The organism is Pedobacter sp. V48, from assembly GCF_000523515.1.
GTDB lineage: Bacteria > Bacteroidota > Bacteroidia > Sphingobacteriales > Sphingobacteriaceae > Pedobacter.
Genome location: NZ_AWRU01000030.1, coordinates 98,148 through 121,697, shown reverse-complemented (window position 1 = coordinate 121,697; position 23,550 = coordinate 98,148). Strand labels below are relative to the sequence as shown.

Here is a 23,550-nt window from a genome sequence, read left to right as displayed (position 1 = left end):
TAAAAAAGGCCGGTTCAATTACCGGCCTTTTTTATTATTGGAATTTATGATATTACTTTACATCAAACCACAGTCTCGTAGTTAATATATCTGCACCTTGTCTTGCCACTGCGACTTTATAATTTACACCGTTAAGCGATTGTTCACGCCCTGGATATATAAATCTTACAGGTAGTTTTCCACCTAATGTACCTGCAACAGCAGGAGCAAGTTCCGGATAATCCAATCTTCTCCACTCAGCAAAGGCTTCTAGTCCCTGTCCAAATAAAGCAATCCATTTTTGGTCACCAATAGATTTTTTGTAATTACCAGGGTTATACTTTACGGCAGGAAGGTTTGTATAGGTAGTGATTTCACCTTCTGTAACCCCATATTGTCTTAATGATTCTTCAACGGCTTGTTTATACAAAGCTGCCGGATCCTCACTGCTAAAACCACGCGCTGCTATCTCTGCACGATCAAATAATACCTCAGCATAGCTGATGATAACCGCAGGTGCAGAAGGAGCAAGGAAGTAAGTGCCGGGTTTAGAAGTTTTATTTAAACCAAGGCTGTTGGCATCACTTGTTAACAAACCATTTGGCACACCAACATAAGTTTCTGGTGTAGCATCTTTAGTTGGACTGACAAATATTGGAAGACGAGGATCGCTTAAACTCCTCAATTTATCTACAATGGTTTTGCTTATCCTATGATCATTACGCGTATCAAATGTATTGCTTATAGGGTTCTGATTAGGAGAAGTAACATATACCAACTGAGCTATTTCGGCATTGCTGCTAATATAAGCGCCACCTTCTGCTGCAATTTCTGCTAAAACTGCCTTAGTTTTTTCTGGTTCACGATCGGCTATTCGAAGCGCAATGCGCAATCTTAATGCATTTGCAAACTTTTTCCAGCGATCTATCTTACCAGCATAAATAATGTCTCCTGCAATTGCCTTACCATTCAGATCCAGATCAGCTTGTGCAGATTTCAGATCATTAAGTAATCCAAAATAAACATCTTTTTGGGTATCATATACTGGAGTTACGAATTCTTTGATCTGGATAGATTGAGAATAGGGTATATCTCCGTAAGCATCTGTTAGCAATAGAAATGTCCATGATCTTAACACTTTAGCTACGCCTCTGTAATTGGTGTTTTGTTGTGCATCGGCTAGCTCAATCAATTTGTTAAGATTAGTGATACCTTTTGTATATCCGGTGTTCCATAAATCCTGAAGATCGGTATTAGAGAAAATGTAACGATCGGCATCAGTATACTGTATTTTTGACCAGTGCTGAACAAATAGCAGACTTGAGTTAATATTGTTAGTTCCCCAGTATGCATCAGCAGTGTTCTTTATAGCACCTGTTAGCAAATAATCAGGAAGTGGATTTTCTGCGGCGTTGGGGTTTTTGTTGATATCTGCGAGCTCGTCTTTGCACGAAGTGAAAGCTGTTGCTATGATTGCAGAAAAAAGGATTGGAATATATTTGAATTTCATGATGTCTAGAATTTAAAATTAAGGTTAAAACCAAATGATCTTGTTGTTGGAAGAGTTAGATCTTCCAGACCCTGAGCGTTTCCTGTGTTGAATGCAGTTTCAGGGTCAATATTTGGTGCATCTTTATGGATGATCCAAAGATTACGTCCCACTATTGAGAAAGTAGCGTCTTGTAACCCGATCTTTTTAACCCATTGCGAAGGAATGTTGTAGCTCAATCTAGCTTCTCTTAATTTGATATAAGAAGCGCTGTAAACAAATTGCTCATCTGCATTGGTTGTAGCTTTGTAATACTCTTCTGCAGGAATGATTTTATTGTTCTTAGTGCCATCAGCCAGAACGCCATCAAAGATCATCCCGTCATTAAATGTTGTTCCACCTGAGGTATAGGTAAGTCCGCCATTTTCAGCATTTCTTCCTCTCATTGTACTTGCGAGTACTCCTGTGTAAGTTCCTGTAGCGTTACTGCCAGAGAATACCTTACCACCAATTCTGGCGTCTACAAGGAAATTCAAATTGAAATTCTTGTAAGTAAAGTTATTCGTAATTCCGCCTATCCAGTTTGGTGTAAACTTACCAAGAATTTGTTTTTCAGGATTGATAACCGGGGTACCATCAGAGCTTACCAGAATTTGTCCGGCAGCATCACGCTGGTAAGCAGTTCCGAAGAAAGTACCGTAAGGCTGGCCTACAGCTGCCAATACATCAAGCGTTCCACTGGTACCAATTGTATAGCTGCTAATGCGTCCTTCTTTATCCAGTTCTGTAACCTTACTGCGATTACGTGAATAGTTTAAATTGATGTCCCAGCTAAAGTCTTTAAGTTTAACAGGGGTTAAACCTAATTGAACTTCTATTCCTTTATTATTGATACTTCCGCCATTAATAAGTTTTTGGGTATATCCTGTTCCTGAACTTACGTCCACTTTTAAAATCTGGTTGATACTGTTTGTATTGTACACACTTAGATCCAGCTTGATGCGGTTATCAAACAACCCAATTTCGGCACCTGCCTCAGTAGATTTGGTGATTTCTGGCAGAAGGTTTGGATTAAGGTCGATCGTATTGACTGATTGTTGTGGATTTCCATCAAATGGAGCAGTGAAGCTGTAGGTATTGATCAGCTGATAAGGATCTGTTGCCTTTCCTACTTTAGACCACCCTCCTCTTAGTTTAGCGAAACTAAGCACCTCGCTTTTAATATCAAAAGCTTCTGTAAGAATTATACTTCCGTTAACAGAAGGGTAGAAATAAGATAGGTTAGGTTTTGGTAAACTGGAATCCCAGTCGTTACGTGCTGTTAAGTTCAGATATGCATAATCTCTAAAGCCCAACTGAGCGGACCCAAATAAACTATAGGTTCTAAGTTTGGTGTAAACGTTTGAAGACACCAATGGATCTCTTGAGTTGCTCAAAGTATATAAGCCGTTTACTGCTAGCTTAGTCGCTTTCTGATCGTTTTGTTCGAAAGTAGAAGTTCTAATGTTTCCACCACCCAAAATATCTACTGAGAAATCTGAATTCAGTTTCTTATTGAACTCTAAACGACCTTCGGTATTATTTTCGTTAACTGTATACGCATCTTCCTCGTATGAACCGAATGGGGTACCATTTGTTCCATAAGCAATTCTGATTTTTCTGCGGTCTGTATAGTAATCATTTCCTGTTCTGAAGTTAGCAGAAAGTGCGCTTGTAATTTTGTAGTTTAACTCTGCATTACCAATAATACGATCACGTTTCTGACCAACGGTATTCTCGTAGGCTATGAAGTACGGGTTGCTATAGTAACTGTTGTTCCAGTTAAAATCGTTTCCGTTTTCGTCTTTATAGTTTTTAAGCTGACTAACATCTACCTGTCTTCCAAACCATGTAAATTGAAGCATCGGTCCTGTTGCACGTTTTCCGCCAGATGCAGGAAGATTATCGGCATTGCTTTTTATATAATTTGCAGAAGCATTTAAGGTTAATTTAGGAGTGATTCTGTATGTGGTGTTCAATAATAGTGAATTCTTGTCCTGAGAAGAATTTGGCAGTATACCACCTTGTGTAAGGTTGTTGTAAGAGAAACGGACATCTTGTTTTTCTCCGGAGCCTGCAATAGCAATACCATTATTAAGGGCAAAACCTGTTTCGAAGAAATCCTTAACATTATCTGGATGAGCAATAAATGGAACAGCAACACCTTTAGAATTAAACTGAGGAATTAAACGGCCGTCCAATGCTGGTCCCCAGCTTTCATCTACACCATCATTTACACCCCCGCCTTTTCCATCTACGAAGCTAAACTTGCCGCTGGTACCCTGTCCGAATGAGTTTTGATAATCAGGTAACGTTAGCAGGTTTGAAAATGTAGCATTAGAGTTTACACTGATACCCAAGCCTTTTTGGCCTCTGCCAGTTTTGGTTTTAATAAGGATAACACCTGCAGCTGCACGTGATCCATATAGTGCTGCGGCATTTGGACCTTTTAGTACACTGATTGATTCAATGTCTTCAGAGTTAATGTCAGAAATGGTATTGGCAAAATCCCTTGATCCAGCTATACCTAGATTCTGCGAATTATCAACAGGTACTCCGTCTACTACAAAGAGGGGTTGGTTGTTGCCTGATATAGATGTTTCACCACGAATTATAATTCTTGATGAACCCATATCGCCCTGGCTATTTGTGGTTTGCACACCGGCAATTTTTCCGGCCAGAGAGTTGATTATGTTGGTTTCTTTTGCGGTAGCAATATCTTTAGATTTTAATTCCTGAACCGCATATCCCAACGATTTCTTTTCTTTAGAGATACCAAGCGCTGTAACAACAACTTCACTTAAAGCATTCGCTGAAACATCAAGCGCAATATTTAATGAAGTTGTAGCTGCGGTAATGGTTATCTCTTTTGTAGTGTATCCAAGATAAGATATACTAAGTACATCATTGACATCTGCAGCAAGAGAAAACTTACCGCTGCCATCTGTAGTTGTTCCGCTTTTTTTACCTTTTATGGTAATTGATGCTCCTGGAATAGTCTCCCCGTCTGGGTTTCCGGTAACAGTACCTGTTATCTTAACAGATTGTGCCTGTACGGTTTGCAGGAAAAAAAAGGATATAAGGATCCCTGCAAAAATTTTGTATATTTTTAACATGTGAATTAAATAAATGGGTGTATAATAAATTCTTTTGGCTGCATTAAATAGAGCAACAGTGCATTCGTTTTTGACTAATCATAAGACCAGATGAAGGGTAATAAGATGGAGATGAGCAGCGCATTTCTTTTTGGTGTACTTTCTGTGTCATGTTTTTATACATTTATAGTTTAGGTCATCCCTTACATACTTTGTCGCGAACAGAATTAGATTTGGTTATGATGATTGATAAGGAGCATTGCGCTGTTTAATCTTATCTTTTTCGCTTTGCAGCGAATTGGAATTAGCACCTTTTACAATAAATTATAGAGGTTGCTAAGACATCATAGGGCCAATCCCTCAGTCTTTCTTGATAAGCAGGAAGTTTTAAGAACCATTTGCTGCGACAAATATAAGAATAATCTAGTATTCCTATAGAAATTAATAAAATAAATATTCTGTATTTTGAGCAGGACAGTACAGGTTGCTGAAAATGACTAAGAAAATTAACATTGTAAACACACTAAACTTTACCTGAATTATTCTAATGAAATTTCTTTATTCTTTCCTGCTGATGCTATTCGCCATCCCTATGGCAGAAAAAGCATACTCTAATGAAGTTAAACCCTCAGGTTTGCAATGCGAACATTTGATAAACCCAATTGGGGTAGATTTGTTAAATCCGCGCTTGTCGTGGATGATGACAGATACCCGTCAGGGTGCTAAACAAACTGCTTATAGAATTATTGTAGGTAAAGATTCATCAGAAGTAGCAAGAAAAAAAGGACTTTCATGGGAGTCAGGCAAAGTAACCTCATCTGCCAACCTTGTTAATTATAAAGGCAAAACCCTGGAACCATTTACCAAATACTACTGGTCTGTTGAGCTTTGGGATAAAGATGGTAAACCAGCTTCATCCGGTGAGGTGGCGAGTTTCGAAACAGGAATGATGAAAGTCGACAACTGGAAAGGTACCTGGATTAGTGACGGTAACGATATTGATAAACGTGAGGCTCCATATTTCAGAAAAGTATTTGAACCGTCTAAAAAAATAAAATCTGCAAGGGCATATATTGCTGCTGCTGGTTTGTACGAATTATATTTGAACGGAAAAAAAGTGGGGAACCACAGGCTTGATCCTATGTACACCCGTTTCGACAGACGTAACTTATATGTTTCTTACGACGTTACTGCGCAACTTCAAAAAGGTAAAAATGCTATTGGTGTTTTGCTTGGTAATGGTTGGTATAACCATCAATCTATTGCGGTATGGAATTTTGACAAGGCACCCTGGAGAGCAAGACCTACTTTTTGCCTGGATTTAAGGATCACTTACGAAGATGGAACTGTTGATGTGGTTACTTCCGGGGGCGACTGGAAAACAAGTTCAAGTCCAATAGTGCTTAACAATATTTATACTGCCGAGCATTATGATGCACGTAAGGAACAACCAGGTTGGAATACTGCAGATTTTGATGATAAAAAATGGAATGGCATATCCCTAAGAGCTGCTCCATCAAATAATGTTGTAAGTCAGCTAATGCAGCCAATTCGTAATGTTGAAGAAATTCCTTCTAAAACAATGCAAAAGGTTAATGACACCGTATATGTTTTTGATCTGGGCCGCAATATTTCCGGAGTTACAAAAATTAAAGTAATCGGAGAGGAAGCAACTGTTATTCGTATTAAGCATGGCGAACGTTTGCATGCCAATGGAAGACTAGACCTATCCAATATTGATGTTTACTATCGCCCGAAAGACAATACCGATCCTTTTCAAACAGATATCGTTACCTTATCAGGTAAAGGAGAACTTGAGTTTATGCCTAAGTTCAATTACAAAGGATTCCAGTATGTTGAGGTAACCAGCAGTAAGCCTATAAAATTGACTAAAGAAAGCATCACCGGCTACTTTATGCATAGCGATGTTACTCCGACAGGTAAAATAAGTTCTTCAAATAAGCTAATTGACCGGTTATGGTGGGCAACCAACAATTCTTACTTGTCTAACCTAATGGGATATCCTACCGATTGTCCGCAAAGAGAAAAGAATGGATGGACTGGTGATGGACACTTTGCTGTTGAAACAGGCCTGTTTAATTTTGACGGTATTACAGTTTATGAAAAATGGCTTGCCGACCACAGGGATGAGCAACAACCAAATGGCGTACTTCCTGATATTATACCTACAGGTGGATGGGGCTATGGATCGGCAAACGGAACTGACTGGACAAGTACAATTGCTATAATTCCGTGGAATATATACATGTTTTATGGTGATAGTAAGCTGCTATCAGATTCTTACAACAGCATTAAAAGGTATGTGAATTACATAGAGCAAATCAGTCCTGCAGGATTAACAACCTTTGGCAGAGGTGATTGGGTGCCCGTTAAATCACAATCATCATTAGAGTATACTTCTTCTACTTATTACTATGTAGATGCAGTTATCCTTGCAAAGGCAGCAAAAATGTTTGGTAAGCAGGCTGATTACAGTTACTATAGCAACCTTGCAGAGAAAATTAAAAAAGCAATAAACGATAAGTATTTAAACCGCACAACAGGCATTTATGCATCAGGTGTACAAACTGAATTGAGTGTTGCCTTGCAATGGGGCTTGGTACCTGAAGAGCTTATTACAAAAGTTGCAGAGAATCTTGCCAAAAGAGTTGCTGCCGATGGAATGCATCTTGACGTGGGTGTACTAGGGGCAAAAGCAATCTTAAATGCTTTGAGCGATAATGGCCAGGCAGAAACAGCATATAAACTTGCCGCTCAAGATACCTACCCATCATGGGGATGGTGGATTGTGAACGGCGCAACTACCTTATACGAAAACTGGGATATAAAAGCCGAAAGAGACATTTCATTAAACCACATGATGTTTGGCGAAATAGGAGGCTGGTTCTTTAAAGGTTTGGGTGGAATTCATCCTGATGAACAACAACCAGGGTTTAAAAATATTCAGCTTCGTCCTAATTTCGTTTCAGGATTAGAACATTTCGAGGCAGAGCACGATGGTCCTTATGGTAAGATCGTATCTTCATGGAAAAGATCAGGAAATGCTGTAATCTATGCGGTAACCATTCCGGCAAATTCAAGTGCTACAATTACTTTCCCATTAACAGAGGGTAAAAAAGCCTTTAAAGATGGTAAACCTGTTGCTGCCAAAACAAACGTTGGGGCAGGTAAATATCAGTTTGAAATCAGATAGCAGTTATTTGTCCGGTGTAGACCAATTGCATTAAATTACTTACTTTTAGAAAGATGAAGACTAAGTTTTTTGATTTTATTCATATTGATGAGTATTCTGCAACACCTAAATATTTGCAACTGTCCAGCGCAATTATAAAAGCAGTTGAGCTGGGTAAGTTAAAGAAAGACAATTTATTGCCTTCTATTAATGAGTTGAGTTACAAGCTGGAGATTTCGCGTGATACCGCTGAAAAAGGATACAAATACCTTAAAAACATAGGTGTAATTAACTCCGTTCCCGGTAAAGGCTATTATATTGCCAATATAGATTTTAAGCAGAAACTAAAGGTGTTTCTGCTTTTCAATAAACTTAGCGCACACAAAAAGATTGTTTACGATGCATTTATTGCTGCATTGGGCGAGGATGTATCTGTAGACTTTTATATCTATAACAATGATTTTAGGCTTTTTAAACGATTTTTGACCGATAAAAAAGAAGAATATTCTCACTATGTGATCATTCCTCATTTTATTGAAGGCGAGGAATATGCCAGAGATATTATCAATACCATTCCAAAAGAAAAACTGGTTTTACTGGATAAAAAGATAAAAGGGGTTGATGGCGATTATGCTGCGGCTTATGAAAACTTTGAAAAGAATATTTACGATGCTTTAGAACAGGCCCGTAATGAGCTTAGCAAATACCACACACTAAAAATCATTTTTCCTAAAAAAAGTTATTTCCCTAAAGAGATTTTAGATGGGTTCCATCGCTTTTGTCAGCAATACGCCTTTTCTCATCACGTAGTAAGTGATATATCTATAGAACCAATAAACGAAGGAGAAGCATTTATTAATTTAATGGAAGCCGATTTGGTAATTTTATTAGAACGGCTTATTAGTATGAAATATAAAATAGGAAAGAATGTAGGTGTAATATCTTACAATGAAACGCCTTTAAAGAAAATATTATTAAACGGCATTACAACTATTTCTACTGACTTTAAATTTATGGGTACTGTGGCTGCAAATCTTATTCTGGATAACTCCAGACGCCATATCGAAGTACCTTTTTATTATACCCGCAGAGCATCAATTTAATTTTTTTTAGACTGTAATGAATTTATTTGTACTTCTTCATGATAGTACATGACAGTTTTAAAAATCTACTTGTATAAATTAGGACTATTATTTTAACCAAATATAAAGTTCAATAAGTATGCAAGTAATTTTCGGGGTCATTTTCCATTTTATAGGAGGCTTTGCCTCTGGTAGTTTTTATATTCCTTATAAGAAGGTTAAGGGATGGGCCTGGGAGAGTTACTGGATTGTAGGTGGTATCTTTTCGTGGTTACTTGTACCTCCTTTTGCAGCATGGCTTACCATTCCGGGTTTTACAGATATCATTGCTGCAACAAACGGTAAAATCTTATTGCTTACTTATTTTTTCGGTGCGTTATGGGGAATAGGCGGATTAACTTATGGTTTAGGCGTTAGGTATCTTGGGGTATCATTAGGAAGCTCTATTATTCTCGGACTATGTTCTGTTTTCGGAGCAATAATCCCTTCAATATATTATGATTTTAATCCAAAACCCGGCAAAGATAGTTTAACAGACATGTTGAACAGCCAATGGGGACAAATGGTTTTACTGGGATTAGCAATCTGTGTTATAGGAATCATAGTTTGTGGTAAGGCTGGTGGCATGAAAGAAAAAGACCTGGTAGCTGCAGGTAAGGCCGATCCATCTAATAACGAATACAAGATTGGTCTGGGCCTTACCGTATCAATTATTTCAGGTATTCTTAGTGCTTGCTTTGCATTTGGTATTGATGCCGGAAAAGACATGGCCAATGCCGCAAATGATATTTGGAAAAGTACACATCCGGGGCAGGGCGAATTCCTTTTCCAGAACAATGTAACTTATATACTCATATTGTGGGGCGGGTTAACTACTAACCTGATCTGGTGTATGATCTTGAATTTCCGTAACAAAACTTTCGGTGATTATACCAACAAAGAGACACCTCTTTTAAAGAACTACATATTTTCTGCGCTGGCAGGTACCACTTGGTTTTTGCAATTCTTCTTTTATGGAATGGGCGAAAGTAAACTAGGTAACGGAGCCAGTTCATGGATACTGCACATGGCATTTATTATTCTAATTGCCAATGCATGGGGTCTTGTATTAAGGGAATGGTCGGGAGTAAAAAAGAAAACTTTCGGTACCGTGATAGCAGGTATAGCTATTATTATTATTTCTGTGCTAATTGTGGGCTACGGAAACTCAATCAAGTAAATACAAATTTAATTAATGAAATATTTTTATGACTGTTAGAACAACTGATTTTAAACATGTAAGTTATTTGTGGGATGATGCAAAGGCTGCTGAACTGGCTGGTGACGAGGTTGCATTGTTAATCTACCGTTCAAATTTACTAGGTGCTGATCTAAGACTTACAAATTATGGAGGTGGTAATACCTCTTGTAAGGCAATTGCAAAGCACCCTTTAACCGGACAGGATACCGAAGTAATGTGGGTTAAAGGATCTGGAGGAGATTTAGGTACATTAAAACAAAGCGGTTTGGCTGCGTTGTATGTAGATAGCTTGCGTAATCTTAAAAATATTTACAGAGGACTTGCACATGAAGATGAAATGGTTGAATTGTTTAATCATTGCATATATGACCTGAAATCTAAAGCTCCATCTATTGACACGCCATTACATGGTTTTTTACCTTTTAAACACATAGATCACCTGCATCCTGATGCTGCAATTGCCATAGCGGCAGCGAAAGATGGTGAGCACATCACTAAAGAATTATTTAACGGAACAATTGGCTGGGTACCATGGCAAAAACCAGGCTTTGAGCTTGGATTACAATTACGTAAATGTTTAGATGATAATCCAGGCATAAGAGGTATTATGTTAGGCTCGCACGGGTTGTTTACCTGGGGAGATACAGCCTTCGAAAGTTATATCAATACGCTTGAAGTAATAGAAAAATGTGCCGAATATCTTGAAGCCAACTACGGTAAGAAAAAGCCTGTATTTGGAGGTCAAAAAATTGAAAGTGCCGCACAAAATCTACGCCGTAAGCAAGCTGCGTCCATTGCTCCTGTATTAAGAGGGTTTTGCTCAAGTGAAAAGCATATGGCAGGTCATTTTACTGATGATGCAAGAGTGCTGGAGTTTATTAACTCTAATGATTTAGATCGTTTGGCGCCACTTGGAACAAGTTGTCCTGATCATTTCCTGCGCACTAAGATAAGTCCGCTGGTACTTAAACTTGCACCTAATGAAGACATCAGTGATGTTAACGCACTGAAAGAAAGATTAGCACCTGAATTTGAAGCATATCGTAAAATGTATGCCGAATATTATAATTCTTGTAAACATGATAACAGTCCGGCAATGCGCGACGCTAATCCGGTAATTATATTATATCCTGGAATAGGAATGTTCTCTTTCTCTAAGGATAAACAAACTGCCAGAGTTGCTGCCGAGTTTTATACTAATGCCATCAATGTAATGAAAGGCGCTGAAGCCATATCTGAATACACTTCTTTACCGAGACAGGAAGCATTCAATATCGAATACTGGCTTTTGGAAGAGGCAAAATTGCAACGAATGCCTAAGCCAAAACCACTTTCGGGTAAAGTAGCCCTCATTACTGGCAGCGCCGGCGGCATTGGTAAAGCCATTGCCCGCAAATTTATAGAAGAAGGTGCATGTGCTGTAATCAATGATAATGATGCAGGCAGGCTGCAAAAAGCTAACGACAGCTTCAATAATGAGTTCGGTAAGGATGCTTATACTGCTGTAATATTAGATGTAACTGATTCAGCAAGCATTAAAAATGCTTTTGAAGAAGCAAGTCTGGAATTTGGAGGGGTAGATATAGTGGTAAATTGTGCCGGTATCTCTATTTCAAAACCTATTGAGGAGCATACTGAAAAAGATTGGGACCTATTATATGATATTCTGGTAAAAGGCCAGTTCCTTGTTACTCAGGCTGGGGTAGAGGTAATGCGTAAACAGGCTATTGGTGGCGATGTGTTGAATATAGTTAGTAAAAATGCATTGGTTTCAGGACCAAACAACGCTGGCTATGGATCTGCCAAAGCTGCCCAGTTACACCTAAGCAGATTAAACGCTGCTGAACTTGGAACTGATCATATCCGCGTAAACACGGTTAACCCTGATGCGGTAATATCAGACAGTAAGATTTGGGAAGGCGAATGGGCTGCAGGCAGAGCTAAAGCATATGGAATTACGGTACAAGAGTTGCCTGCTTTCTATGCAAAGCGTACCTTGCTTAATGAAGTGATATTGCCTGAGGATATCTCTAATGCGTGTTTTGCTTTTGTTGGCGGACTAATGAATAAATCAACAGGTAATGTATTGAATGTGGATGGGGGCGTTGCAAATGCCTTTGTTCGTTAAAACTTAAAACCTACACAGATGAAACTAGAAAATTATCAATTAGAATCACATAATAGCGACCTTTTGGCCAAACATGAGCGTCAGCTAGATTTCATTACATCAGAAATTTCTGATGCTCAAAGTATTATTCAGAAACTGGTAGATTTCCAGATTGCTATTCCAAGCTGGGCTTTAGGTACAGGCGGAACAAGATTCGGGCGTTTCTCTTCAGGGGGTGAGCCTAGAAATCTGGAAGAAAAAATTGAAGATATAGGTTTGCTACACAAGCTTAACGGCTCAAGTGGTGCTATTTCATTACACATTCCATGGGATGTTGCCGATAATACAAATGCAATTAAGGCTTTAGCTGCACAACATGGTTTACGATTTGATGCTATGAACTCAAATACGTTTCAGGATCAGCCAGACCAGGCACAGAGTTATAAATTCGGATCGTTACAGCACGTAGATAAAGCTGTGAGAAAACATGCCATTGACCATAACATAGAAGTTATTCGTCAGGGTGTTGAATTGGGATCCAAAGCACTTACTGTATGGCTGGCGGATGGATCTTGTTTCCCGGGGCAGCTTAATTTCAGAAAAGCCTTCCAAAATACTTTAGAAAGTTTACGCGAAATCTACGCGGCTTTACCAAATGAGTGGAAGATCTTTGTAGAGTACAAAGCCTTTGAACCTAATTTTTATTCAACCACGGTTGGAGACTGGGGCCAATCTTTATTATTTGCCAATAAACTAGGGCCAAAAGCATATACACTCGTAGATCTTGGTCACCACCTGCCAAATGCAAATATTGAGCAAATTGTTTCGCTTTTGCTAATGGAAGAAAAACTAGGTGGTTTCCACTTTAACGATTCAAAATATGGCGATGATGATTTAACCGCCGGTAGCATCAAACCGTATCAACTGTTCCTTATATTTAATGAACTTGTTGAAGGCATGGATGCCCGTGGAATGGATCATAGAGAAGACCTGGGGTGGATGATTGATGCATCACATAATGTAAAAGATCCGCTCGAAGACCTTTTACAATCTGTAGAGGCTATAATGATTGCTTACGCTCAGGCACTATCTGTTGATCGTGTTGCTTTACAGGAAGCACAAGCAATTAATGATGTAGCACGTAGCCAGGAGATCTTACAGCAGGCTTTTAGAACAGACGTACGTCCGTTGGTAGCCGAAGCACGTTTACGTTCAGGAGCAGCATTATCACCACTTGAAGCTTTCAGGAAATTCAATGTGCGACAAGAGTTAATTAAAAACCGTGGAGCAAAAACGGTAGCAACAGGGTTGTAATTGATGGGAGTTAAAATGAAGGCGATCCCGGTAATAGCGATTTTTGATGTTGGTAAAACCAATAAGAAGCTGTTTCTTTTTGATGAGAACTATAAAATAGTTTTTGAAAGATCAGCACGGTTTACTGAAACTGTAGATGAGGATGGGGACCCGTGCGAGAATTTGGAAAGCTTAAGGTTATCTATTTTTGATTCCTTAAGGGAGGTTTTTAGAAATCCGGCTTTCGAAATAAAGTCTATTAATTTTGCAACTTACGGAGCCAGCTTTGTTTATATAGATGAGGCTGGGAATCCTTTGGCACCACTATATAATTATCTGAAAGCCTATCCAGAGGAACTTACAGAACAATTTTATAATGCCTACGGAGGAAAAGAAGCATTCTCTAATCTCACCGCGTCTCCGGTATTAGGGAGCCTGAATTCGGGAATGCAGTTGTATCGGATTAAGTACGAGAACCCTGACCTGTTTAAAAGAATAAAGTATGCGCTTCATTTGCCGCAATATCTTAGTTATCTGATTTCAGGCGAAGCATATTCAGACCTTACCAGTATTGGCTGTCATACCAATTTATGGGATTTCACTAAAAATGCTTACCATGAATGGGTTAAAAAGGAGGACATATTGGAAAAGCTTGCACCCATCGTTCCTTCAAACAGCGTAATGCCTGCTGCATTTCCTGGCAATAATTATGCTGTAGGTGCGGGGTTTCATGATAGCTCAGCAGCTTTGGTGCCTTATCTGGTAAATTTCCATGAGCCATTTATTTTACTATCTACAGGTACATGGTGTATTAGCCTTAACCCTTTTAACTCTAGTCCGCTTACGGCAGAGGAGTTGGAAAATGATTGCCTTTGTTACCTGCAATACGAGGGTAAGCCGGTTAAAGCATCACGTCTTTTTTCAGGATATGAGCATGAACAGCAGGTGAAACGAATTGCAGCTCATTTCGCTACAGACATTATTACTTATCGCTCTGTTCCGTACGATCCAAAGATCATTGAAGAGCTGGAGCATAAGCTCAAATCGGATATTACTTCTTTTGGAGAGCGTAACCTGGCAGACTATTCATCAGATATTATAGCTTATCATCAACTCGTTTTAGATCTGGTAAATCTGCAATATATAGCTACAAACAGGGTGCTTAAAGGTACTAAGGTAAAACGAATATTTGTAGACGGAGGATTTAGTAAAAACGCCATATTTATGAATTTGCTAGCCATTGCATTTCCTGAACTTGAAGTATTTGCAGCCTTTATGGCGCAGGCAACTGCAGTAGGAGCGGCTTTGGCCATTCACAAATCATGGAACACTAAACCCTTACCAAATGATATTATTGAACTAAAGTATTATTCTGTAGTTCAGCACCAGAATTAATTATCGTGAGGCAAATTTAGCGGTAATTAATATTGGTTAATTTTAGTTTATGAATTAAGTCGCCTTAACGGGCGACTTTTTATATTTAGACAAGTTGATCAGTAAAACGCTGGCCAGAATAACAACTAAACCAGTTATCTGAATAATGCTTATGATCTCATTTGCAAAAAATACAGCAAGTAATACCGCAACCACAGGGTTTACATAAGCATAAGTGCTTACTTGTGTTGCAGGGCGAACCTGTAGTAGCCATACATAGGCGCTAAATGCCACTATTGATCCGAATATGATCAGATAGGCAATTGACCACCATGCAGATTCGGGAACATTCTGAAACTGAAAATCATTCATTTCTCCTGCAATTATACTTCCCGGTATAAATAAAACTCCTGCGATTAGCATCTGCCATGCTGTAGAAACCGATGCAGGGCTATCGGGCGCGGGATGATATTTTGAATATAACGATCCACCGGCCCAGCCAATTGGGCCAATAATCAACAGGATCATGCCCAGAACATTTCTGGAATCTTGTTGTACAGAAAAGCTTGCAGTTAACTGTTCCCAGAATAAAAGAATTACGCCTAAAAAGCCGATAATTAAACCTGCAACGGTGAATTTGTTGCTAAAGTTTTCTTTCCATTTACCCTTATCTAATATCACAAACCAGATTGCTGCTGACGAAACCATGATGGCAACCAGTCCACTTGGTAAAAATTGTTCTACCCATATCACTATTCCATTACCCACGCCAAGCATTAGTATACCACTTATACCTGCATGAAATATATTCTTTTTATTAAATACGGGTAAACCACTAAAAATGCACCAACCCAGCAGGAGGGTGCCCGCAATTATAAATCTAAATGCACCTAAAAAGAATGGTGGAAAGCCGGCTACAGCTTTAGATATGAAAAAATAGGTTGATCCCCATACCGCGTAAACGATAAGAAAGGCCAACACAACAAGTAAAAATGGGGCAGATTTTTTTTGAACGGAGGGCATAATTATTTTTTAACAAATAGAACATTTATCAAAGAGAAAATCATTCTTTAATAAATTATATAACAATTCTATTACCAAAGGTGCCTTGTATTGGCTTTACAGCTCTTCTCCGGTTGAGGATCTTATTTCGTTTCTTACATTAATGCTAACACCGTCTTTATTAACCACCGAATAATCGATTTCAATTGAACTGCTGTTAATCTTTATTTCATTAATAACACCACTTCTAATTTCTCCGATTTTTTCCAGAAGATCTATGTCGTATTTTACAGAATTGTCAGCCAGTCTTTTACAGATAAAATGAAAATCGCTGGTTACCAGAATATATTCAGAATCAGAAAGAGCCTTTTCAGCGTATTTAACGTCTCTTGGAGAAGGGAAACTCCCTGCCAGCGTTCCTTGCTGGTTGTATATGTAATTTACAGAGCTTACAATCTTACCAGCAACATCTAGTTTGCTTTTTGTGATCTCGGTAAGGCTGTTAGTCCATGGCAACATTTCAGAAGTGAAAGGCTCATCTTTGCCAGGTATTACAGAGGTGTAGGTATTCGTAATTGCGCTGCTGTTGATGTCAATTTTAGTGAAGTCTTCGATGAACGGATCAGCAGCATTGTTTATCTGGCTTTCTCTCATTTGCCGGGTGATGTAAATAACTTTATTTACTTCTTTTATTCTGATATAAAAATTATAACCTACCTGAACTTTGGTTCCACTGGCTGTTGGGATTTCAGTAGGGTCTTCAGTGTAAGTTTTAACCTTTAATTGATTGCCGGAACCATCGAAATAGCCGATCCAGTATTTTTTGTCCTTAGCTCCGGCAATTACATAACTGCCTTTACTATCTTTAAACACCAATACTTTAACGATCAGGTTTTGTTTATCAGTGATTTTTAGATTTAATCTTTTAACCAAAGAGTCATTGCCTAAACTAACATCGTCGTCAGGTTGGTTTTCAGCAGGTTTCTTACTGCAACTTGCAATTGCAAGGCATATCATTACCAATAGAGTTAAATGTAGTTTCATTAGGTTAGTTTGATTCTTTGTTGTTGTATTGATTTTTCTGATCCGCACAGAACTTGATAAGGTAAATATATCGTTTTGTATTAAATAGTTAAAGCGTAATTGCTATATTTTTCTGATGATCATAGTTATTATTGCTTTTCGTGTTAGATAATGCGTTAATGTCTGAAATAGGCGTTAATGTATTCAATCAATTTTATATATTTGCGGACTTTGTCTTCGTAGTTCAATGGATAGAATGTCAGATTCCGGTTCTGATGATGGGGGTTCGAATCCCTTCGAGGACACACAGTTTAGAAAACCGTCTTTATTTATTTAGGCGGTTTTTCATTTTATTATAATACTTACTGGCTCATCTTGTATTAGGGCATATAAATGGTTCGGTCCAGGCTTAGTAATAACAGGTGTTTCACAGGTGTTATATAGGTGTTTCATAGGTGTATTGTTGGTGTACACACATACGAAACCCAGGTCTAACTCCTGTGTTATCCAGATGCTAGACTTGCACTTAGTAAACCTGAACCAAAGCATAACTAAACCCTGGCTAAAGCAATGCTATTCTGCGTCTGTTATAATCATAAACTTTTCATTATCAGTACGCTCAATTGTTATTTTGTAAAAAGGAAATTCCATTTTCAAATTTTGCTGCATAATGGCGTAGAAACTATCAATTTCCTGTTGCGGTACAAATAGCTTGTAACATCTGATTTCCTGAAGCTTTTTAGGTTCTCTTACATCTATAATGATCTGTTCTTTGCTAAATGGTGTTCCCGCTCCATAAGCCAGGGCAAAGAGTTGCTCAATTGTGTAGTTACGAACGATGATGGTTCTGCCGCTATTGTTTACGCTCTTTTTGATTTTGAAACTTGACTTGCGTCCCGACTTAAAACCTGGAAAACCATATTGGTAGAGCTGTAACTGGCTTTCCTCCGGTGATTTTTCTTTGAGCTGGGCATAACTAAAATTTAAACATATGTAGCCATTACAAAGGTAGGTTTGGGTGTTTTCTTTGATTTCTTCATGTTTTTTAAGGATGAATTTTTGGGCAAAGCGCGGCCATTACGATAATTTGATTCGTTTTTTAGTGTTATTATGATAGAGTGGAAGAGTTAGTAATTAGTGTTTAGACAATTATTAGACATGACTTATACAATTCAAAATTGTGTAGGCAATGTGTAATGATTGCGTGTGCATTGTATAAACCCCCAATTCATGACGACTTTGCTCGGTCCGGTGGGCAAAGAATTAGGGCGTAAAGTATTGTTATGAGTACTTCCATATTTAATGATCATGGCTGATATTATATGGAATCTGATAGGAGGGGATAAACGCAAAAAGCGCGAAGCCCCACTTACCGAGCCAGAGGTCCTAGGAGACCGTGCAACGAATAAGCAGAGCCCACGCTTATTGCGCGAGCACTCTTCACTTATCCTCTTGCTGCTATTTGAAATTTCCTAGGTTTCTGGCTCAAGATTCTTAAGTGCTAAATGCCTCAAATATTTTGAAGATTTCGCAAATTTATAATATTAGCTTGTTACATACCTTTTTAGTTTTATCAAATATACTAAAGCCCTATTTAAAGAACAGTAATTTCTAAATAATTAATTTTAGTAATAATAATTAAAAATTTGAACGAAAAATCAAGATTTTGTAGATACTCAGGTTGAATTGAATGATCCTTGGAGTTTACTTTATAAATAATTTTATATATTAAAGGCATTGTAAATATAACCAAATGAAAAAAACCTTACTATTCCTGATCCTTTCTTTTTTGACCTTTTCCCTATATGCAAATATCCGTTTGCCAAATATATTAGGTAGCAATATGGTATTACAGCAGAAATCAACCACTAAGCTTTGGGGCTGGGGTTCGCCTGGTGAAAAGATAAAAATTACCACTTCATGGGACAATAAAAGCATTGAGGTCCTAACGGATGGAAATGCAAGTTGGCAAATTAGTATTCAAACACCACAAGCAGGTGGCCCTTATACTGTTGTGCTTGAAGGTGAAAATAAAATTACACTCGAAAATATATTTATAGGAGAAGTGTGGGTGTGCAGCGGACAATCTAACATGGAATGGAGCCATAATAATGGACTTACCAGCATTAAGGAAGAATTTTCTCAGCTTAGTAAGCTAAATATCAAACTATTCAAAATACCTAAAGTAACTTCAAAAACACCTCAGGATAATACTGAAGGTGGCTGGGTGGCTTGCGATAGCAACACCTTAAAGGCATTCAGTGCTGTAGGTTACTATTTTGGGAAAGAGCTGAACAAGGATTTGAATGTTCCGATAGGACTGATCAGCAGTAATTGGGGTGGTACACCTGCCGAAGTCTGGACACCTGAAAATTTGGTAGAAGGTAATGCGGTTTTAAAAGAAGCGGCAGCAAAAAAAACGCCTGCTCCGTGGTGGCCTATCGCTCCGGGTTATGCTTACAATGCAATGATTGCCCCGCTCGTTAACTATAACATAGCAGGTGCTATCTGGTACCAGGGCGAAAGTAACACCACAACTGCATCAAGCTATACTGAATTAATGAATACCATGATAAGTGCCTGGCGCAAGGCCTGGAATAACAATTTCCCATTTTATTATGTACAAATAGCTCCTTATAAATATGATAGTTATAATATCGGCGCATTATTGAGGGAAGCACAAACGAAAAACCTAGCTACAGAAAAGACAGGAATGGTAGTAGTTTCTGATCTGGTTAGCGATACATTAAACATCCATCCAACCAATAAGAAGGATGTAGGTTTGCGCCTGGCTAATTTGGCTTTAGCTGAAACCTACGGTTTAAAAAAAGGAGCTTATAAAAGCCCAATTTTTAAATCTTTAAATGTGAGTGGAAGTAATGCAGAGATTGATTTTGATTACGCCGAAACAGGATTATTACTGAAGGGCGACAAACCAAAGGAGATTTTTATAGCTGGCGCCGATAAGGTATTTTACCCTGCAACGGTTAAAATAAAAGGGAACAAAATCTTTGTTTCAAACAAGCAGGTAAAAACACCTGTTGCTGTTCGCTACCAATTTAGTAATGCAGGGCTGGGTAACCTCTTTAGTAAGGCTGGGTTGCCTGTAGCACCTTTTAGAACAGATGATTGGGAGCTTGATACCAGTAAGATAAAGTAATATTTGACAGCTTTTTCTTTATAAGATCGACCTTACCAATCCACCTTCAACCCGAATTGCAGCTCCATTTGTACCAGATGCTAATGGACTTGAATAGTAGGTAACGGTATTGGCAATTTCATCAACCGAAAGAAACCTCTGCAACAAAGAGGTTGGACGCATGTTCTTAAAGAAATCGACTTCTACTTCGGCAACCGAAATGTTTCCTGCTTTTGCTAAATCTTCAATAAAAGTACCTACACCCTGAGATTTAGTTGGACCAGGAAGAATGCTGTTTACCGTTACTCCAGTGTTCTTGCTAAGCTCTGCAAGACCTCTGCTAATGGCTAACTGCGCTGTTTTGGTCATCCCGTAGTGGATCATTTCATCCGGAATAAAAACTGCGGATTCGCTTGAAATAAATATAATCCGGCCCCAGTTTTTCTTTAGCATTTTGGGAAATAGATGACGGGACAGCCTGATACCACTCATAACGTTTACTTCAAAAAACCTGAACCAATCCTCATCCGGTATTTCTTCAAAGGGTTTTGGTTCAAAAATACCTGCATTGTTAATGAGTATATCAATATCGGGAAGGCTTTTGATTAATGTATTTACTTCTTCCGCATTTCCGAAATCGGCAGCCAGTCCAGAAACATCTGCACCTTTTACAAGGCTCTTCAATTTTTCAACGCCATCTGCACCACCTCGTTCAGCACGACCGTTTATAATCACTTTTACGCCTTCTTTTAATAAGCTGTGTGCAATTGCAAATCCAATTCCTGCTGTAGAACCACTAATAAAAGCGACTTTACCCTGAAGTTTTAAATCCATAATCTAAATTTAAGTTAAAACAAATATACGTTATGAAGATAGAAGTAGGAGATAATTAAGCGCGTATCTGCACTTGCAGGTACGCGCTTAATTAAACTTATTTGGAGTAAGTAACTACCAAAGGAAGGTGATCTGAAGCATGAATATCATTTATAACCTGATGAGAGGCAACCTTAAGGTTACTTCCCTTTTTTAAGAGAATAAAATCAATTTCTTTATTTGGATTTACATCCGGGATGGTTGGAGCGCAGTTCTGTTCGCAGCTGCGGGTAAAATGTTTCTCCAAAATAGCCATGGCAGGAGTAGTAGCGGTAAGGTTAAGATCTCCGGCTAGAATTACCTCTGTTTTCCTATTCCCCAGCACCTTGTTGATCTCAGCAACTTGCAATAAGCGATGCTCGTCTTTCAGATCAAGGTGGGTGCAGGCAAAGTCCAGTTTAGTCCCATTTGGCAACGTAACATTTACTATCGCCAATGAGCGTTGTTCTGCTTTTAGCCCTTCTTTAAACGGAAGTGGGAAACGCTCAGACTTGTTGATTTTATATTTGGATAGTATGGCAACACCGTATTCACCTCCGTCGTAATCTATTCCTTTTGAAAAGAAACTATACATTCCTGTTAATTCTGCTAGTTTTTTTACCTGATCTACATTACCGCTTCGCGGAGTTAATACATCCAGTTCCTGCAAAGCTACAAGATCTGGCGACTGACTTTTGATGACATCGGCTATTGCCTGAAGATCAATTACGCCTTCCTGAGCAGGAGGGTTTGCATGATGAATGTTATAAGTCATTACTTTTAAAGAGTCTGTATTTGTGCTATTTGCCATAGCAAGCAAACTACAGGTACTTAAGACTAAAATTACCACCAGATGTTTAAGATATGTTTTCATATATGTGTTATTATAAATTAATTTCTGCCTTCCCAATTAGGGTTTTGTACCAGATTCTCATTCAACTGAAGCTCTTGTATTGGAATTGGAAATAGATAGTCTCTGTCTTCACGGAAAGTTTTGGGCGTTCCCGGATTAACCAATACGTTACCGCCACTAGTGTTGTTTTCAAGGATGATCTCACTTCCTAGTTTCAAGAACTGTATTCCGGGTCCAGTGGGTTTGTCGCCAGTATAAATTTCCACGTCTGTTGTCCCGTTTTTATCCAGGTCATATTTGCCAAGTCCTGGGAAATACATGCCTTTATACGGTTCTGCGTTTAAGTGTCCTTCTTTCCATCTCATCAGATCATTCCAACGCAGGCTTTCCATTACCAATTCAATTCTGCGCTCACGTCTGATTTCCAAAATCAAACCTTTGTTTCCTCCATTTACATTTTGATACTGTGCAGCAAGATAAGCATCAGGGTTAGCATTTGCAGCAACAATATTTAAATTGGGCATTGCAACTCTATCGCGTAATAGCTTAATTGATCTGTCAATATCGGGTTGTGTTGTTTCTCCCAGTTCAGCTTTGGCTTCAGCGAAATTTAACAATACCTCTGCCATTCTAAAAATAGGCATATCATTATCAGATTTATTGAATGAGTCATTTGCTTCGCTGGTTACATATTTTATAACCTGGTAACCGGTAGTTGATGCATTAAACTCGGGCACTAAAATCTTGGTATTTCCTATACGTGTGTAACCGGGCGTGCGGATGGTTTGTGCTAAGCGCGGATCACGATTTTGTACTTCTTCGTAGAACTGGATCTTATTAAACTCGGGCTTATCGGTAAATCTGCTGCCGTCTTTCATTAGATAGGTGTTCACGAGACTTTTGTTTAACCCTGGCCTGCCATATGATGCTGTAATGGTATAATAATTTAAGTTATGCCAAACCTGTAAGCCGTTACTAAAACGTCTGGTTAGAATAACTTCCTGATCTATTGCAGCTTTTGAGGCAAAAAGATCGAGATAAGATTTTTCGGGAGTTGATTTGTATATGCTATACGGACCTTTAGTCATTAATTGATCTGAAGCCGAAACTGATTCACGTAGAAAACGCTCTGCGTCGGCTAGTTTAAATTCTGGGTGATATTTCCTGAATGTACCTTCAAAAAGACATATTCTAGATTTTAAAGCTAATGCAGTCCATTTAGTTACCCGTTCTACATTCTTACCCTCATCAGCATTGGCTATAGCAAAATCCAGATCGGCAAGTACTGAATCCATTACCTGAGCTCTTGGTGTACGTGCTTTTGATAGGGCTTCTTCGTCCTCAAATGCAATAGTTTTTGAATACCATGGTACATCACCAAACCTCGAAACTTTGTCGAAATAAAAGTATGCCCTGAAAAACCTTGCTACAGCAGCGTATTTTTTACCAGCTTCTGCAGGCATAATGTTGTCGTAATTTTCCAGAAAATAGTTGATCTTTCTCAGCTCAGTCCATGTCCAGCCACCTCCTGAAATAGGTACTGTACGGTTTCCTGTAATCAGCTCTCCAAGATCGGACTTTACAACATTATCTACAGCCTCGTTGTAGATGCCTTCGGCAGAAGGAATAACAGTATAAAAGGAATTGGTATAAAGTTTTAGGTCGCTTTCTGTTCTGAAAAAAGCATCAGGTGAAATTTGAGCCAAAGGTTGCCTGTCAAGAAAGTCCTTTTTACATGCCGTAAAAAGGATGCAAAGGGCAATTATTGATATTTTTATATTTTTCATCTT

The 23,550-nt window shown here is 38.6% G+C and carries 14 protein-coding genes, 1 tRNA gene and 1 riboswitch; of the genes, 8 read left to right on the top strand and 7 right to left on the bottom strand.

The window, feature by feature from the left end; genetic code table 11:
* Positions 1-52: 52 nt before the first annotated feature.
* Positions 53-1,489: a SusD/RagB family nutrient-binding outer membrane lipoprotein gene (locus N824_RS20530; protein ID WP_048907018.1), complete on the bottom strand. Its 1,437-nt coding sequence runs from the start codon at positions 1,487-1,489 to the stop codon at positions 53-55.
* Positions 1,490-1,494: 5 nt separating this feature from the next.
* Complete coding sequence (locus N824_RS20525; protein ID WP_048907017.1) at positions 1,495-4,623, bottom strand: SusC/RagA family TonB-linked outer membrane protein; 3,129 nt, start codon at positions 4,621-4,623, stop codon at positions 1,495-1,497.
* Positions 4,624-4,873: 250 nt separating this feature from the next.
* A riboswitch (SAM riboswitch) is annotated at positions 4,874-4,982 on the bottom strand.
* A gap of 167 nt (positions 4,983-5,149) precedes the next feature.
* Between N824_RS20525 and N824_RS20520 the strand changes: the two genes are divergently transcribed.
* The 6 genes from N824_RS20520 (at position 5,150) to N824_RS20495 (ending at position 14,912) form a co-directional block, all read left to right on the top strand.
* The gene (locus N824_RS20520) at positions 5,150-7,816 is read left to right on the top strand and encodes an alpha-L-rhamnosidase (protein WP_048907016.1); all 2,667 of its coding nucleotides are present in this window, start codon (positions 5,150-5,152) and stop codon (positions 7,814-7,816) included.
* A 53-nt stretch (positions 7,817-7,869) separates the two neighbouring features.
* The gene (locus tag N824_RS20515) at positions 7,870-8,898 is read left to right on the top strand and encodes an HTH domain-containing protein (protein WP_048907015.1); all 1,029 of its coding nucleotides are present in this window, start codon (positions 7,870-7,872) and stop codon (positions 8,896-8,898) included.
* A gap of 118 nt (positions 8,899-9,016) precedes the next feature.
* On the top strand, positions 9,017-10,096 hold the full coding sequence (rhaT, locus tag N824_RS20510) for an L-rhamnose/proton symporter RhaT (protein ID WP_048907014.1): 1,080 nt from the start codon (positions 9,017-9,019) through the stop codon (positions 10,094-10,096).
* Positions 10,097-10,124: 28 nt separating this feature from the next.
* On the top strand, positions 10,125-12,245 hold the full coding sequence (locus N824_RS20505; RefSeq protein ID WP_048907013.1) for a bifunctional rhamnulose-1-phosphate aldolase/short-chain dehydrogenase: 2,121 nt from the start codon (positions 10,125-10,127) through the stop codon (positions 12,243-12,245).
* 18 nt (positions 12,246-12,263) lie between these two features.
* A complete protein-coding gene (locus N824_RS20500; RefSeq protein ID WP_048907012.1) occupies positions 12,264-13,538 on the top strand; it encodes a TIM barrel protein in 1,275 nt (424 codons plus the stop codon).
* Between the two features lie 15 nt (positions 13,539-13,553).
* On the top strand, positions 13,554-14,912 hold the full coding sequence (locus N824_RS20495; protein WP_048907031.1) for an FGGY-family carbohydrate kinase: 1,359 nt from the start codon (positions 13,554-13,556) through the stop codon (positions 14,910-14,912).
* A 54-nt stretch (positions 14,913-14,966) separates the two neighbouring features.
* Here N824_RS20495 and N824_RS20490 read toward each other — a convergent pair whose 3' ends face one another.
* Entirely contained in the window at positions 14,967-15,914 is a 948-nt protein-coding gene (locus N824_RS20490) for an EamA family transporter (RefSeq protein WP_048907011.1), read from the bottom strand.
* Positions 15,915-16,010: 96 nt separating this feature from the next.
* On the bottom strand, positions 16,011-16,937 hold the full coding sequence (locus N824_RS20485) for a hypothetical protein (RefSeq protein WP_152542419.1): 927 nt from the start codon (positions 16,935-16,937) through the stop codon (positions 16,011-16,013).
* Between the two features lie 212 nt (positions 16,938-17,149).
* Here N824_RS20485 and N824_RS20480 point away from each other — a divergent pair.
* Both N824_RS20480 and N824_RS20475 read left to right on the top strand, forming a co-directional pair.
* A tRNA-Arg gene (locus tag N824_RS20480) sits at positions 17,150-17,221 on the top strand.
* 1,448 nt (positions 17,222-18,669) lie between these two features.
* The gene (locus N824_RS20475; protein WP_048907009.1) at positions 18,670-20,076 is read left to right on the top strand and encodes a sialate O-acetylesterase; all 1,407 of its coding nucleotides are present in this window, start codon (positions 18,670-18,672) and stop codon (positions 20,074-20,076) included.
* Between the two features lie 18 nt (positions 20,077-20,094).
* Here the strand turns inward: N824_RS20475 and N824_RS20470 are convergent, their stop codons facing one another.
* The 3 genes from N824_RS20470 to N824_RS20460 form a co-directional block, all read right to left on the bottom strand.
* Positions 20,095-20,889, bottom strand: a complete 795-nt coding sequence (locus N824_RS20470) for an SDR family NAD(P)-dependent oxidoreductase (RefSeq protein WP_048907008.1) — start codon at positions 20,887-20,889, stop codon at positions 20,095-20,097.
* Positions 20,890-20,986: 97 nt separating this feature from the next.
* Positions 20,987-21,781, bottom strand: a complete 795-nt coding sequence (locus N824_RS20465; RefSeq protein WP_052334234.1) for an endonuclease/exonuclease/phosphatase family protein — start codon at positions 21,779-21,781, stop codon at positions 20,987-20,989.
* 17 nt (positions 21,782-21,798) lie between these two features.
* Positions 21,799-23,547, bottom strand: a complete 1,749-nt coding sequence (locus N824_RS20460; RefSeq protein WP_048907007.1) for a RagB/SusD family nutrient uptake outer membrane protein — start codon at positions 23,545-23,547, stop codon at positions 21,799-21,801.
* Positions 23,548-23,550 lie beyond the last annotated feature (3 nt).